Annotated in this window: 12 protein-coding genes and 1 pseudogene; 5 read left to right on the top strand and 8 right to left on the bottom strand. The window is 63.7% G+C overall.

The window, feature by feature from the left end; all coding sequences use genetic code 11:
* Nucleotides 1-84: 84 nt before the first annotated feature.
* From R8Z57_RS01345 to R8Z57_RS01310, 8 genes and pseudogenes are all read right to left on the bottom strand, one after another.
* A complete protein-coding gene (locus R8Z57_RS01345; protein WP_318351958.1) occupies nucleotides 85-354 on the bottom strand; it encodes a hypothetical protein in 270 nt (89 codons plus the stop codon).
* Between the two features lie 65 nt (nucleotides 355-419).
* A complete protein-coding gene (locus R8Z57_RS01340; protein ID WP_318351957.1) occupies nucleotides 420-1,346 on the bottom strand; it encodes a helix-turn-helix domain-containing protein in 927 nt (308 codons plus the stop codon).
* 102 nt (nucleotides 1,347-1,448) lie between these two features.
* On the bottom strand, nucleotides 1,449-1,793 hold the full coding sequence (locus R8Z57_RS01335; protein WP_318352704.1) for an ATP-dependent DNA ligase: 345 nt from the start codon (nucleotides 1,791-1,793) through the stop codon (nucleotides 1,449-1,451).
* 234 nt (nucleotides 1,794-2,027) lie between these two features.
* Nucleotides 2,028-3,614: an alkyl/aryl-sulfatase gene (locus R8Z57_RS01330; RefSeq protein ID WP_318351956.1), complete on the bottom strand. Its 1,587-nt coding sequence runs from the start codon at nucleotides 3,612-3,614 to the stop codon at nucleotides 2,028-2,030.
* Nucleotides 3,611-3,859 (bottom strand): hypothetical protein, encoded by a 249-nt coding sequence (locus tag R8Z57_RS01325; RefSeq protein WP_318351955.1) that lies wholly within the window; start codon nucleotides 3,857-3,859, stop codon nucleotides 3,611-3,613. Before R8Z57_RS01325 ends, R8Z57_RS01330 begins: the two co-directional genes overlap by 4 nt.
* 225 nt (nucleotides 3,860-4,084) lie before the next feature.
* Nucleotides 4,085-6,199: a hypothetical protein gene (locus tag R8Z57_RS01320; protein WP_318351954.1), complete on the bottom strand. Its 2,115-nt coding sequence runs from the start codon at nucleotides 6,197-6,199 to the stop codon at nucleotides 4,085-4,087.
* Nucleotides 6,196-7,212, bottom strand: a complete 1,017-nt coding sequence (locus R8Z57_RS01315) for a hypothetical protein (protein WP_318351953.1) — start codon at nucleotides 7,210-7,212, stop codon at nucleotides 6,196-6,198. The genes R8Z57_RS01320 and R8Z57_RS01315 overlap by 4 nt, the downstream gene beginning before the upstream one ends.
* 513 nt (nucleotides 7,213-7,725) lie before the next feature.
* A pseudogene (locus R8Z57_RS01310) lies at nucleotides 7,726-8,895 on the bottom strand (IS3 family transposase).
* A 488-nt stretch (nucleotides 8,896-9,383) separates the two neighbouring features.
* Between R8Z57_RS01310 and R8Z57_RS01305 the strand changes: the two are divergent.
* The 5 genes from R8Z57_RS01305 (at nucleotide 9,384) to R8Z57_RS01285 (ending at nucleotide 15,476) form a co-directional block, all read left to right on the top strand.
* The gene (locus R8Z57_RS01305) at nucleotides 9,384-10,208 is read left to right on the top strand and encodes a Dam family site-specific DNA-(adenine-N6)-methyltransferase (protein ID WP_318351952.1); all 825 of its coding nucleotides are present in this window, start codon (nucleotides 9,384-9,386) and stop codon (nucleotides 10,206-10,208) included.
* Between the two features lie 2 nt (nucleotides 10,209-10,210).
* On the top strand, nucleotides 10,211-11,158 hold the full coding sequence (locus R8Z57_RS01300) for a ParB/RepB/Spo0J family partition protein (protein ID WP_318351951.1): 948 nt from the start codon (nucleotides 10,211-10,213) through the stop codon (nucleotides 11,156-11,158).
* 2 nt (nucleotides 11,159-11,160) lie between these two features.
* Nucleotides 11,161-11,982, top strand: coding sequence for a hypothetical protein (locus tag R8Z57_RS01295; RefSeq protein WP_318351950.1), 822 nt, complete (start codon nucleotides 11,161-11,163; stop codon nucleotides 11,980-11,982).
* A 339-nt stretch (nucleotides 11,983-12,321) separates the two neighbouring features.
* Nucleotides 12,322-14,271: a class I SAM-dependent DNA methyltransferase gene (locus R8Z57_RS01290; protein ID WP_318351949.1), complete on the top strand. Its 1,950-nt coding sequence runs from the start codon at nucleotides 12,322-12,324 to the stop codon at nucleotides 14,269-14,271.
* Nucleotides 14,268-15,476: a hypothetical protein gene (locus R8Z57_RS01285; protein WP_318351948.1), complete on the top strand. Its 1,209-nt coding sequence runs from the start codon at nucleotides 14,268-14,270 to the stop codon at nucleotides 15,474-15,476. Before R8Z57_RS01290 ends, R8Z57_RS01285 begins: the two co-directional genes overlap by 4 nt.
* Nucleotides 15,477-15,483 lie beyond the last annotated feature (7 nt).

The following is a 15,483-nucleotide window of genomic DNA, read 5'->3' as shown; positions in this document are numbered from 1 at the left end:
GGCTCGGACCCAGGGGGTCCGAGCCGCCGATGACGTCACGGTGCGGTCACCCTTCAGCGATCGCCGAAGACCACCGGCGCGGGATCACCAGACGGTGCCGCCGCCGATCGAGATGCCGCCCCATGTCAGCGCGATGAAGATGGCGGCGAACACGACGGGGGCGATGCCCTTGCCGTTGCGCGCGAGGCCCTTGAACAGGCCGATCACGGCGAAGATCGCGGCGACGATCGACAGACCGCCGCCCACGATGAGCCCGATGAACAGGGGGATGGGCATGAGCACGAGGCCCGCCAGCCCGAACCAGAACGCGGCCCAGGCCGCCGGGTTGGAGCGACGTTCGACAGAGGAAGACATGGGTCCATTATGTCCGCGCGGTCGGTCCGCGCCCCGTGAGGCGCGGCGTGGCGGGTGGCGGCCGCTCAGCCCTCGAGGGTCTGGCGGGGCAGCTGGTGGTAGGTGTCGCGGTAGATCGCGGCGAAGCGGCCCAGGTGAGCGAAGCCCCACCGTCGGGCGATCGCGGCCACGCTGTCGGTACGGGGGTCGGCGGCGAGCAGGTCGCTGTGGGCGTGCGCCAGGCGCACCGTGCGCAGACGAGCGGCGGGAGTGGTGTCGAGCTCCCGGCGGAACGCGGCCTGCAGCCCGCGCACGCTCAGTCGCGCAGCCGCAGCGATGTCGGCGACGTCGATCGGTGATGCCGCGTTGTCGTCGATGAACTGCAGAGCGCGCCGCACCGAGCCCCGGTAAGCCGGCGTGGGACTCGTAGACGTCGAGCGGTCGGTGAGGAAGGTCGCGAGGGCTGCCGAGTACAGCAGATCCACGGCGCCGGTGCGGATGAGCTCGTTGCGGAAGAGGTCGGCGTCGGCGAACAGGGTGGTGACATGCGCGAGCACGCGGTTCCAGGTGCTCGCTGCTTCGGGGGAGGGGGTGGCCAGATCGAACCGCAGCCGGCCGTCGGACGCCAGACCATGCGTCGTTGCGAAGCGCGAGAGGGCGCCGAGGTCGAAGTTCACCATCACGATGTCGAGGTCGTTCGACCAGGAGGATGCCTGCCCGGGACGCAGCAGGAACGGACCGCTGGCGTCCACGCGCACTCCGTTGGACTGAACCTCGTACTGCCCGGAACGCAGGTTCCCGACGCCGACCACCGTCTCGAGTTCCACTGCTGTCACGGCGGGCGAGCTGATCTGGAACCGCGTGATGTTGACCCGCTGGTCGCCCCTCGTGCGCTGACGGAACACGAACGGGTCGGATGTGTCTTTGATCGAGGGCCGCTGGTACACGCGGCCGATCAGCTCCTCGGCTTCCGATGTCGAGGTGGTGCGGAAGCTCTCATCGATGAGCCCCACGACGCCTGCTCGACCAGGACTGCCCAGGTCGGGCCGTGGCGCGGTCGCGTCGCGGAGGGCGCTGCTTCCGCGCTCGCCGTTCGCACCTCGCGCCGCGACCATCTACAACTCGAGCGCAACTCTGTGGTCGACGCCGTTGCTCGGGCTCGGCGCCGGCGGCTCGGGCACGAGATAGAGGCCGCCCGGTTGGTTCGCGGTGTACGAGAGGGCGTCGACCCACGCCGGATTCAGCGCGGGCCTGCGGGAGCCGTAGTACTTGAAGACGAGATTCGCGGCCGGATGAACCCATACCGAGGTGCGGCCGTCGCCGATGCTCGCATCGTCTTTCCAGGTGAAGTTGAACGGTTCTCCGCGCCGCAGCTTCGCGATCATCGCGATCTGCAGATGCGCGAGCGCGCGGTCCTCGAAGTCCGCCTTGACGACGGATTCATAGCTGAACTTGCCCATCGTCCTCTCCCTCGATCGGATGCCGGCAACCTTACGCCGATATCCCGGGTGCGCAAGAGTATCCGTTTCCCGCACCTCGGTCGTCGGATGCGCGGGAGCACGGTCGAGCTGGAGCACCGGGGAGGTGAGGGCAAGGTGACGGGCGCCGGGGCGCGCCCGCGCGCGAGGCTCAGGCCGGCGGGGTGGCTTTCTGCATCAGGGACCGGCCGCCGGTGCCGGCCGGGTTGCGGGTGCTCAGGGCTGGACGATGGGGAACCAGAACGGGAAGTCCTCGAGGAGTGCGAAGAGCTCGTCGAGGGCCTCGGCGGATCCGTCTACGGCGATGGCGCCGCTCGCGGCCGCCTCGGCCACGGGGGTGCTGCCGAACACGGCGCCGGCCAGGGCCGCCTTCGATGAGTGCACCGTGGCGTCGGGCGAGTCGAGAGTCTTGCCCGCGGTGTAGATGAGGGCGCTGTTGCGCAGCTCGAGGGCGTAGCTGGTCCCGCTGTCGTGGATGGTCCACTGGATCCGGGAGGATGCGGTCGCGGCGCGCGAGCCGTCGAGTTTGACGCCCATGTAGTCGAAGATCATCTCGGGCGGCATCGCACCGAGCACGTCCAACGTGGCCAGCTCGATCTTCCCGAGGTCCCGCACGCCGCCGCGGAGTTCCTGGGCGCCCATCAGGTACTCATTGCGCCACGTCGGGTTCTCGCTCTGGTAGCCGAGCTGTTCGAGAATGTCGGCCTGCAGCAGCGCGGCATCCCGGTTGTCGGGCTCGGCGAACACGAGATGAGATCCCAGCTCGGCTGCCCACCGGTAGTCACCGTCGTCGTACGCCGCGCGCACCGTGGCCAGCAGTGCGTCGGCCCCGCCGGCGAGCTCGACGTACCGAGTGGCGGCCTGGACGGGTGGGAGGGGGTGAAGGTGGGCGGGGTTGGAGTCGTACCAGCCGAGGTACCGCTGGTAGACGCCTTTGGCGTTGTGGTTGACCGATCCGTAGTAGTCGCGGTTCTGCCACTGCTCTGCCAGCGCCGGCGGAAGCGTGAGCTGCTCGGCGATCTCGAGCATCGTCTCGCCCTTGTTCGCCAGGTGCAGCACCTGGTCGTGGAGGAACTTGTACAGATCCCGCTGGCTCTCCAGGAACGCGACGATGTCGGCCGTACCCCAGCGCGGCCAGTGGTGCTGAGCGAAGATCACGTCGGTGTCGGCGCCGAACAGCTCGATCGTGTTGTTGAGCGTCTTCCACCAGGTCGCGGCATCCCTCACCTGCGCTCCACGCAGCGTGTAGAGGTTGTGCAGCGTATGCGTGGCGTCTTCGGCAGCGCACAGCGCCCGCCGCTGAGGGAAGTGGACGAGGAACTCCGCCGGCGCCTCCGTGCCCGGCGCCATCTGGAACACCATGTCCACGCCGTCCACCGTGCGCTTCTCGCCGGTGGTGCGAATGAGGTCGGTCGGCGCGATGAGCGTGGACGCTCCCATGTTCGACAGTGCGTTCGCGAGACCGGCGTTGACGTGACCTCGCGGTCCCGGCGGGATGAGGGGCCCGTACATATAGATGGCACGGCGGGCCATGGCGTTGCCGGCGTAGACGTTCTCCGCCACCGCTTCGTACAGGAAGCCCTCCGGGGCGATGACTACGGCATCCCCGGCATCCACTTGCTCCTGGCTGAGCACCGCCTTCGCCCCGCCGTAGTGGTCGCCGTGGCTGTGGGTGTAAATGAGCGCCTTGACGGGTCGGTCGCCGCGGTGCGCCCGGTACAGATCGAGGGCCGCCGCGGCGGTCTCGGCATATACAAGCGGGTCGATGACGATGATGCCCTCGTCGCCCTCGACGATCGTCATGTTCGACAGATCCAGCCCGCGCACCTGTGATAGATCCCGGCGGTCACCTCGAACAGCCCGTGGGGCTGGTTCACCTGCGCGTGCCGCCACAGGCTGGGATGCACGGTGTCGGGCGCGTCATCGGTGTCGAGCACGAAGTTGTGGCCTGCCACGTCGATCACCGGCACGCCGTCCGCGCGCCGGATGATCGGGTCGACGGCATCGCCGCAGACAAAGAAGTAGGACCCCTGGAGGGTCTCGAGCACGTTTTGAGCCTTTGCATAGCGACGTCGGACGACAACTGCCGCGGAATTACGCGGGCTTCCGGAAGCACTGCGACATCCGACGACGTCCGAGAACAGCCAGCGATGCCGTCGCCTGCCTTGAGGATCTCATCATCGAACTGGGTTACCCTGCCCATGAAGGATGGCGGGAAGCTCGTCGGCGTCGACTACCGCACGATCAAGCGTCGTTACGGCAACTCCGCTACCCTACAACGAGATGCCCTTCTGCTCTGCCCAGTCAGCGAAGTCTGCCAAGAAGACGCGGTAGCCCGCATTGTCAAGGTTGAAGTCCACGATGTCCCGGATGGAAAAGTCCGCAAGGCGTAGGAAGTAGACCCCGTCCTCCCTCGAGATGACATGGCGCTCGACCCCGAAGTCATGCGCGGCACGGCTCGCCCGACCCTTCGCCAGAATCGTGTCCATCACATGAGCGGGGTAGTTAGGATCGCCCTTCACCATTGATTGCTTGATGAACCAGCGCGCGTTGGTCTGAAGAGCTGCAGCGGCTGCCCAGATCTGCGGTGTTACCGTTCCATCTGAAGGTCTCGAGGCGCGGAAGGTAGTCCACGGGTAAGACGTCTCTGACGTGATGAGCTTTAGGAGGGAAGCGCTCGACGGTACGACGCGTCGCGTAACACCACTGATTCGGTGAGTCTCGATGAACGACGGCTGGTCGTCGAGGTTGGGTCGCAGCCGCAACTCAGGCGCCTCCGAGGCGAATTCCTCGCAAGTGATGTCCGCGAGGGGCCCTACGGAGAACTCCTGCGCTCCTTCTCCGGCAACTACCCGAAGCGACGGAACATTGAGTTCCGTTCGAGCGATCGCCTGAGCGAGGTACAATGCCTCGCCCGGGGCAAACTGCGAAGTGACGACGTGAACGTCGATTCCGGCCTCCACGAGTCGCGCCTCGACGAGAGCGCCACCATCCTGCTGGCCCGAGGTCCGTTCTTCCACACATAGTTGGACATCATCCCGAAATTCGGCAGCATGTGACGCCACGAGGAGTGTTACCGCCGTCGAATTGACAGAGTCCAGACCCATCTCCTTCGACAGCGCGAGACGCATGAGGATTGGGGAAGGGGCGACGGCCGGATCGCACCAGCTATCACGAATCACCCTCGCGCGGATGGGATCTGTGGTCCCCAGCGTTGACGCCACCACATAATCTCGAAAGGCCGCATTTGTGAATCGCAGGAGCGGGTTGTCCAGGGTCTCGAGTCCTCCTGCAACGAACGGATGAACGCGGAACTGCTCGCGGATCTGAGACTCAATCTCGACCCACCACATCTCATCGGCAGGTTCCACCTCCGGTGTGATTGGAACCTCGAGGGGGCGGTCGGCCATCAATAGTGAGAGCTGAAGGTCTCGAGTGTAGCTGAGGCGTCCGTAGTCGGTCTTTCCCGCGTCTCCAGCCCCAAAGCTCTTCGCGAACTTGTCCGTCTCGCGATCGAGCACCTTCTGGATGATCTGTATCAAAAGGCCCCAGACGTGCTCGGTCGTACCAGCTCGCTTGATCTCATTCAGGACGCGCATCATGTTTACTTCGGGGTCGTAGAACGTTGCAAGCGCGTCCAGCACAGGGGCATAGCCAACAAACGAGTTGGCCTGTAGCCACTCACTTGCCCCAAGCGCATCCATAACGAGATCGAAGAACGCGCCAAGGAAATCTTGGAGTTCCTGGGCGGGGCCAGAACCTTTTGGTCCGAGAGCCTTGAGCCGAACGAAGGCCCTCGCCTGATCCTCTGTAAAGAACGCCACGTCGATCCGAGACACTGGAGTTATCGTCTGTTCAAGGACTCGCGCCGTTTCATCGATCGTATCCGGACGGCCAAGAATGACCGCTGCAGGCCGCCCGAGAGCACCCGCTCCGATTAGGTCGGCCAGGTCCTGGATCGCGACTCCATAATCTTGAGGGCCGTTCCCGACCAGGGCCTCATCTGCAGAATCGATGATGAGCGTCGCTCGACCGGCATGAAGTTCCGCGACGAGCTCCAATGCCTGTTGACCGCCCAATTGACGTGCGAGGGCTCCGGTGAAGAACGCTTCACCGATCCGTCGTCCGGCTAGATCCACCAGAGGATTCCCCGTGCGCAGCCCCAACTCGCGGGCCAGCACAGACTTTCCGACGGCGGCAGGTGCCGCAACGAGGAGGACTCGTCCTTTGGATAACTCGTCGATTGACTCGCCTGTCACAAAGCTCGGCTCGATGAAGCCCTCAAGCCCGCTGCGGATGACCAATGGATCCGCGAGGACCGCCGTCCGTGTACTGGCCGAGCCGACCATTTCGACCAACTGGTCGAACGTCATCGGGGATTCGATCACGTCTTCTCCTCTTTCGTTCTGACTCGTTTCGTAAGCCACTCCGCCGCCCGCCAACCTACCCATGCCAGCACTAGACCCAGAAGGGCCACCACGATAGCGACCCACCATTTCTGAAGGGGGATGCCCCAGACAGCGGTTGGCAACAGGTTCATGCCCAGGTAGGAGAACCATATGGACGGAAGAAGCAACGCCGCTCCGACTCTGGCGAGGAGGCGGTCGCGCTCCTGGGCACGTTCGTCTTCGATGAGCCGGCTGCGATTTGCCTGTTGGATCTGTTCGCTCAAGCGAATGTTGGTGACGCTCGCTAGGGCGGCGACTGCGGCATCGGTGCTTGCGATAGCTGCCTCCAACTGAGCAGTCGCCGTGTCCCGTACGCCCTCGTGCCGAAGCAGAAAGAGTGCTCGTTGAAGCCGTACTCTACTCGCGATCGCATGATGAAAGCCCGCCCCGTGATCGCCTGGCTGGTACTCCCCAGGCCCGGAACCAGCGTCAGCCAGCGCTTGCACTACTGCATCCGATGTGGCGTCGACGACGTGGACGCTGGACTCCTCAAGTGCGGACGCCAAGGCATCGGGAACACGTTCCCAATCCAAAGGGTCACGCATGGCTCGGGCGAGCCGAAGGACGGTCGATCGAATGGAAGAATCACCCAGGGAAGGGGTGGAGCTGTCCCACGGGCTGGGCAACGTACCGATTAGCGCGACGCCGACGAACAGGAGCTCCGGACGGCTCACAACATGCGCCACGTGAAGGGCGTCGCGCGAGCGGCCCATGAAGCCAATGGTCGATACCTGGGCGTGCTTCCTGGTGGCGCTTCCCAATTGGAGTTGTAGTTCGAGGGCTAGAACATGCGCGTCTATGTCCTCCCGGCTCGGCGCATCGGGGAAGTAACGAAGGACGATCGCACGACTGTCGGGCTGAAGGAGGTCGGAGCCGAGCGCGCCCGGCGCCACCTCTCGCAAACCTGCCCCGGACACTACGTAGGCGTTGTTAAGGCCAGCGGCGGGATTCATGCTTTGACCATGGCGGCGCCGGCTCCCTTATCGACGACGTCAAGCGAGACCCAATGAGTGGAGCGCTCGACGGGAAGAACCTCAGATACGCGGTGGATCCACGTTCTCAGGCGTCGCGCAGCGGCGGAACTGAGCCTCTCGAACACACAATCTCCACGGATGTTAGGTGCGCGCCTATCATGCCATCTTCCCGCCTCGCCGGAGGCGGGCTCTCCTGCGCCAAGCTCAGCATCACATCGAGCTGTGCACGGCGGTCCGTAGTCCGGAGCACTCCTCGCACGTTTTCGGCGGCGCTGTGGACCCGGTCATTCGCGGTGCCGAGCGATCGAGCACCCCCATCGCAGGTGGGATCTACATCCCCAGCCTCGTGAGTGGGACCTTGTCGACCCTGTGGCGCTGGCCACGACTGAGAACGTGAGCGCCCACAAGCTGAAACAGGTACCTTTTGCGGAGCACACGTACGCGGCCTCGCAGTGCAGATGGGTCTGCTGCACGGATAGGTGACAGTTTGGGTTAGGCCGCGAGGGCCAGGGTCTGGTTCATGATGGTCTCGAACTCGACCGGCGTCAAACGGCCGAGTCTGGCTCGGCGGCGGCGGCGGCGGTGGTAGGTCCGTTCGATCCAAATGACGATCGCGATGCGTAGTTTCTCCCGAGTGGCCCAGGATCGCCGATTGAGGACGTTCTTCTGCAGCAGACTGAAGAAGCTCTCCATCGCGGCGTTGTCGCCGGCCGCGCCGACTCTGCCCATCGATCCGACCATGCGGTGACGAGCCAGCGCCCTGATCGCTTTCCGGCTGCGGAACTGGCTGCCTCGGTCGCTGTGGACCACGCACCCGGCGACGTCGCCGCGCAGCGCGGAGGCGTTGTTGATCGCGTTGACGACCAGGCGGGACTTCATCCTGGAGTCGATCGAGTAGCCGACGATCTTGTTGCTGAACACGTCCTTGATCGCGCAGAGGTAGAGCTTGCCCTCGCCGGTGCGGTGCTCGGTGATGTCGGTCAGCCAGAGCCGGTTCGGCGCGTCCGCGACGAACTCGCGCTGCACGAGATCATCGTGGACGGGCGGGCCGGCCTTCTTGCCCTTGCCGCGGGCCTTGCGCTTGCCGAACACTGACCACCAGCCGTTGACCGACGCGATCTTCCACGCGGTCCGATCCGCCATCAACTCACCGGCTTCACGGGCCTCGTCGGCAGCAGCCGATGCCCGAACTCGGGATCGTCGCGATGGGCGTAGAACAGGGCGTTCGCGCGATACGCCTCCACGAGCTCGGACTCGGTGATCGGCTGATTCAGCCAGCGGTAGTAGGGCTGGCGGGCGAGCTTGAGCACCCGGCACGTCACCGAGACGGGGACCCCGTCAGCGGCGAGCTCTCTCACGAGCGGGTAGGTCATTTCCCGGCAGATGCGCCTGCGCGAAGTATGCCGCCGCACGGCGCAGCACCTCGTCCTCCTGCTCCAGCAGCCGGACCCGCTTACGCAGCTCACGGGCCTCGTCGGCCTCGGCCCGGCTCACGCCCGGCTTCGCGCCGGACTCGACGGCGGCCTGGCGGACCCAGTTCTGCAGGCAGGTCTCGCTGATCCCGAAGCCCGCCGCGATCTGACGCAACGGAACACCAGGCTCGCGGTTCACAGCAACGCGCACGACGTCGTCCCGGAACTCGCGCGGATAGGGCTTGGGCATAGTGACATCCTCCCAGCGGCACCTCATGGCACCACAGATCAGGTGTCACCTACTCGTGCAGCAGACCCGACCGGCTTCCGGTCCGGCAGGCCGCGAGTCGAGTCACGAAATCTCGACCTCAGGGCCAGTCGCTGCGGCGGCGTGCGGGTCCCGACTACGCCACTGACACGGTACTGACGCAGGCCCGCAGGCAGGGATCATGACCGCGTCACCCACCATCCCGAAACGCGCTGGCATGTAATCACCACCCTTCCAAAACAAGTGCGTCTGTCTCGGGCAGGACGCTCGATCTGCGGTCGCCTGCGCTCCCGAGACGAGCGACGCTCGGAAGGGGACAGATTGGGTGATTCGCAGGGTTTCCAAGCGGCTCACCACGGCGACATCATCGCGGCTGGACCGGCGCGTCTGAGGCTCAGGATACTGTGATCTAGTGCGGCATTCACAGACGGCAGGGCACCAGCGTGTCAGTGGTTTCTAGCGTTGTCCCGTTGAGTGAGGCACCGACCCGGAGAACCGCGCAACCTTTCATCAGTTGGGCAGGGTCGAAACGTAAGCTTCTGGAGCAGATCAAACCACACCTACCATCGTCGTTCGATCGCTACTTCGAGCCCTTCCTCGGAGGTGGCTCTCTGTTTCTGCATCTTCGCCCCTCCTCCGCGTATCTGAATGATGCGTGCCTGCCGCTCGTTGATACCTGGCGCGCCGTCAAGCGCAATCCGATGGGAGTGCATCGCGAAGCGACCAGAAGGCCGCTGGACAAGGTCTCATATTACGAGGCACGCGCCGAGCGAGGCGGAGGCTACTTGCAGCGCTCCGGTCGGTTCATCTATCTAAATAAGGGCGCGTTCAACGGGTTGTATCGGGTCAACCTCCGCGGCGAGTTCAACGTCCCCTGGGGCGCGCCGAAGAGCGGCTTCATCTGTGATCTTGAGAACCTCGAAGAAGTCAGCAGAACGCTGAACGACGCAGACGCGACGATCACTCACGGCGACTTTGCAGATGTGCTTGCCCGTTCGAGCCGAGGCGACTTGGCGTTTATCGATCCGCCGTACGTGACGTCCCACAACAACAACGGATTCATCGCGTACAACGAGAAGATCTTCTCGTGGTCCGACCAGGAGCGTCTAGCGGCCGCAGCTCGAGCCGCAGTATCTCGCGGTTCCTATGTGCTGGTAACTAACGCGCATCATGATTCTGTCACGGCCCTCTATCCTGACTTTGAAACAATCGTCCTGGAGAGATCGTCGACACTCGCGGCTTCAAAAGAGAAGAGGGGCCGTACGTCGGAGGTTCTAATGATCGGAAGACCATAACCGTGGAGAACACAGCCAACGTTCAAGTAGCCTCCCCGAACGATATTCGGCCAAATCCTGAGAACCCGCGCCTGGTGTTTCGGGAGAAGGAGTTGCTAGAGCTCGAAAGCAGCATCGCTGCCAACGGCATCCTGGTCCCACTCACGGTATATAAGGCCTCGGACGGCGGGCTCGTCATCCTAGACGGCGAGCGGCGTTGGCGGTGCTCGAAGAAGCTCGGCCTGCACCGAGTTCCCATAATCGTGCAGCCAGAGCCCAGCCGCATGCAGAACCTCATGATGATGTTCGCGATTCACAATGCGCGCACGGATTGGGACCCGTTCCCGACCGCGCTTAAGCTCCGTGACCTTGAGGCCCTCTATGAGAAGACCGAGGGGCGCTCGCCGACGGAGGCACAGCTAGCGCAGCTCGCAAGCCTCAGCAGAGGAGAGGTGCGCCGACTCAAGAACATCCTCAATCTGCCAGACCGCTACCTCGACATCATCACGGCTGAGCAGGAGCGGCCGAGGTCGGAGCAAACTCTGACCGTGGATCACCTTCTCGAGGTGACGCGCGGTGCAAAGGCACTCACCAAACAGCATGTGATCAGTGAATCGCGAAAGACCGACCTCGAAGTCGCGCTTATCGAGAAGTTTCGCGCCGGCGCACTCACCAGCACGGTCGAGCCGCGCCTGCTCTCGCGAATGGCGCGCGGGGTTGAGCGAGGTGACGTACCCGCGTCAACCGTTGAGCGCAGCGTCGACAGGCTGATCGCCGACCCGACCTTCACTGTGCGAGACGCATTTGCCGCAACGGTGGAGCGGGCGGAGCAAGAGCACAACCTGGATCTCGCTGCCCAGCGGTTGCAGGAAAACGTGTCGAGCCTGCTTGGGGCAGAGACCATGTCCGAAGGTGTCATTAGGTCGCTGCGGAGCCTGCGGGATCTCCTCGACGCCGTGCTGGGCGACTAATCATGCCGTTGACCGTCAGCGACTTTGTCGCCGTGCCCGAAGATGTGTTGGGTGCTGTGCTCGCCTACTCAGCGTGGCTCGAATCCCAGGGTTACAAAGTGAAAGCCGAGCCCTATGAACTGGAGTACCCGAACACGCCGGTCTTGAAAGCCACCCGCGGGACCGGAGAGGAGTGCTTCTACGAGATCGCTTCGAAGGTCAATCGAGGCCGAGCTGAGGACTGGGTACGCTACGGCAAAGCCTCGTCAACCGACACTCGGTTCGTTGTCGTAGTTGCCAACGGAAGAACTGTCGCGACATCCGATCTGGCACATTTGAAAACCCTCGGGGTGGGTGTTCACCTGATCTCTGGCAGCGAGGTAACTGAACTCTGTCCAGCCAAGGATCTGTCATTGCCCATTGAGTTCCCGGCGGTCTCTGGGCCGCTAGCGAAGAAGCTCGCAACAGCGAAAGGTCTGTTTGCGGATGGCCATTGGCGGGAGGCGTATAAGGAGGCTTGTCTTGAGTTGGAGGAGGCTGCCCGTCGGCACTTGATCAAGCGGGTCCGGGCAGGTGCAACGTTTGCGAGCGACAAGGGCAAGCAGGTCTTTTACACGGAGGACAAGGTCTCAAAGCTCACTCTCGGAGGAGTTGAACTCGCCTTTCAACAGCTAGCTGGCCCCACGCAGGTCGAGAGCCGGGTTACACAGGCTATCGCGCGTGTCCGGCCCAATCGCAACGCAGTGACCCACAAGCCTAAGTCGGCGAAGCAAGCGCAACAGCTGCGCGAGCAAGTAGGCAAGGACCTGATCGTGATCGTCAACGCAATGAGAATGCTGCGATAGCACACGCACAATAGTTCCAGAAGCGAGGTAGCAGGTTTCTCTTCGCTCATCGTCCGATCGCGCCCACGTAGCCCCGCTCGCGACGGACCGCATGGGGCGATGCCCGGATGTGGATCGGCGATCGGGCAGCCGACCACCTCCTGAAATCAAATGGATGACCTCGCGCCGACCTTGCTAGTAACTTGGCGGAGTGCTCAGCGAGGAAGCATCGCTAAGACAACTCAAGAACTTGCTGCCGCAATGACGTCGTCCCGGACGTGCGGTCCTCATAGGCCAGGATGGGAGAGTTCGCGGCGTCGATGCCGCGTGTGTTCGTTACTGCAGCAGGAGTGCCCACCCGTGGTCAACCACGTCAACTTCATCTGGAACATCGCCGAGTCTCTGCGTGGCCCGTTCAAGCCCTCCGAGTACGGGTCGGTCGTTCTCCCGTTCACGGTGCTCCGACGCCTCGATGCCGTCCTCGCCGACACGAAGGCGGAGGTGCTGAGGGTCGCCCCGACCGCCGCGACGGCACCGGAGATGCTGCAGCAGATGAAGTTGACGGATGCCGCCGGGCACCAGTTCTACAACACGTCTCCGTTCGACTTCGGCAAGCTCGTCGCCGACCCGGCCGACCTTCGCGCGAACCTGTCGTCCTATCTGGCCGGCTTCTCTCCGAACGTGCGGGACATTTTCGAGCGGTTCGAGTTCGAGAAGACACTGAACAAGCTCGCGGAGAAGAACAAGCTGTTCGCGGTGACGGAGAAGTTCGCGCAGGCCGACTTCCACCCTCGCACGGTCAGCAACATCCAGATGGGTCTGGTGTTCGAGGAGCTGATCCGGTTCGCGAACGAGAAGTCGAACGAAACCGCCGGCGACCACTACACCCCGCGCGAGGTCATCAAGCTCATGGTCGAACTGCTGTTCGCGCTCGACGACGACGCCCTGTCGAAGTCGGGCGTAGTGCGGTCCATCTACGACCCGACCGCCGGCACCGGCGGCATGCTCTCCGTCGCGGACGAGTACCTCCGCACCCTGAACCCGGGCATCCAGCTGAGTCTGTACGGGCAGGACTACAATGACGCCTCGTACGCCATCTGCAAGGCCGACATGGTCATCAAGGGCCAGGACGTCGACAACATCGCTCTCGGCGACACCCTCACCGAAGACCATTTCGACGATAAGAAGTTCGACTACGGCCTCTCCAACCCGCCCTTTGGAGTCGACTGGAAAGACCAGCGCACCTACGTCGACGACGAACACACCAAGCTCGGCTTCAAGGGCCGCTTCGGCCCCGGCACCCCCGCCGTCAGCGACGGGGCCATGCTGTTCCTGCTGCACCTGGTGTCAAAGATGCGCAAACCCGAAGACGGCGGCTCCCGCATGGCGATCGTCCTCAACGGGTCCCCGCTGTTCTCAGGCGGAGCCGGCGGCGGCGAGTCGAACATCCGCAAGTGGCTGCTCGACAACGATCTCGTCGAAGCGATCATCGGACTGCCGAAAGACATGTTCTACAACACCGGCATCTCCACCTACATCTGGGTCCTCACCAACCGCAAAGACGAGAACCGCAAAGGCCGAGTACAGCTCATCGACGGCCGCGAGATGTTCACCAAGCTCCGCAAGAGCCTCGGCTCCAAACGCAACGAGCTCTCCCCGAAGAACATCGAGACCATCGTCGGCCTGTACGCCGGATTCGAGGACAGCGAGCACTCGAAGATCTTCCGCAACGAAGACTTCCTCTATCGCACCATCACCGTCGAACGCCCGCTCAGACTCAACTGGCAAGCCACCCCCGAACGCATCGACACCGTCTTCGAAGCTAAGGCCATCCAGAAACTGAACGAGACGGAAGCCGCAGCCCTCCGCGCCGCCCTCGACCGGCTCGGCACCCACTCAGTGTGGAAGAACCGCACCGAGTTCCAGAAGGTGCTGAAGGACGCGGCGAAAGCTGAGGGCCTCACCCTCCCTGCCCCACTCCTCAAGACCATGACGACCGAGCTGGGTGGGCAGGATGACACCGCCGACACCTGCACCGACGCGAAGGGGAACCCGGAGCCGGATGCGTCGCTTCGCGACACCGAGAACGTGCCGTGGGACGAGGAGGTCGACGCCTACGTTGCCCGGGAAGTCCTCCCGTACGCGCCCGATGCCTGGGTCGACCACGCCAGGACCAAGGAAGGCGCGGAGATCCCCTTCACCCGCCACTTCTACCAGTACGTCCCGCCCCGCCCTCTTGAGGAGATCGACCGAGACCTCGACGCCGTCATGGACCAACTCCGCGCAATGCTCGTCGAGGTCGAGCGGTGACGACCGCAGGGTGGTTCGGAGCGATTCCTGAACGATGGGATGCCGTTCCGCTCTACGGGATCGCCTCCGAACGGAAGATCCCGAACAAGGGCCTGTCGGAGACCAACCTTCTTTCGCTGAGCTACGGACGCATCGTCCGCAAAGACATCGAGACGAATGAGGGCTTGTTGCCTGCGTCGTTCGAGACCTACCAGATCGTGAGGCCGGACGACATCGTGCTGCGGATGACCGACCTCCAGAACGATCAGCGCAGCCTGCGCAGTGCGCTCGTCCGTGAGACCGGCATCATCACGTCTGCGTACCTGGCTCTTGCCCTGCGGAACGTCGATCCGCGATTCATGGCCTACCAGTTCCGCGCGATCGACCTGATGAAGGTGTTCTACTCGATGGGTGGGGGTCTTAGGCAGTCGATTGGATTCAGCGACCTGAAGCGACTCCCAGTGTTGACACCACCGGTCGAGGAGCAGCGGGCGATTGCGGACTATCTGGATCGGGAGACGGCACAGATCGACGCGTTCATCGCGAAGAACGAGGAACTCATCACCCTCCTTAACGAACGCCGTGCTGCTGCTGTGAACGCACCCTTCGCCAGGGAAGAGCCCAACGCGCGGCTATCGCATGCATGCGAGGCAGTCGTCGACTGTCCTCACACCACTCCTGAGGTCGACGACGATGGCGACTTCGAAGCTGTGCGAACCGCATCGGTCCGGGCCGGCGTCTACGTGCCCGGGCAGGGACTGACCGTCAGTGAAGCGACTTGGCGAAGCCGGAACGGCTCGCTGGGACCGCGTCGGGGGGACGTGTTGTTCACGCGGGAAGCGCCAGCTGGCGAAGCGTGCATGGTCCCCTCCGCCGAGATCTGCTTGGGCCAGAGGATGGTGCTGTTGCGGATCGATTCGGCGAAGGCCGATGGACAGTTCCTGCTCTGGCAGTTGTACTCGCGCGAAGTGCAGAGCTACTTCGAGTTAGCCGCAAACGGTTCCACGGTGACCAACATTCGCCTGCCCTTGCTTCGGTCGGCGCCCATCTGGTTACCGAGCCTCGAGGAACAGCGCCGTGTGAGCGACGCAGTCGGCGAGCAAGTCGCCGCGATCGATAATGCGATCGGGATCGCTCGCCGTGGCATCGCGTTGGCGCGCGACCGTCGAGCCGCACTGATTTCGGCTGCCGTGACGGGGAAGATCGATGTGGGGGTGGCGGTGTGAGTGGTGT

Source organism: Microbacterium sp. M3 (genome assembly GCF_033548675.1).
Classification (GTDB): Bacteria; Actinomycetota; Actinomycetes; order Actinomycetales; family Microbacteriaceae; genus Microbacterium; species Microbacterium arthrosphaerae.
The sequence above is the reverse complement of the archived record's forward strand: the minus strand, read 5'-3'. Positions and strand labels throughout refer to the sequence as shown.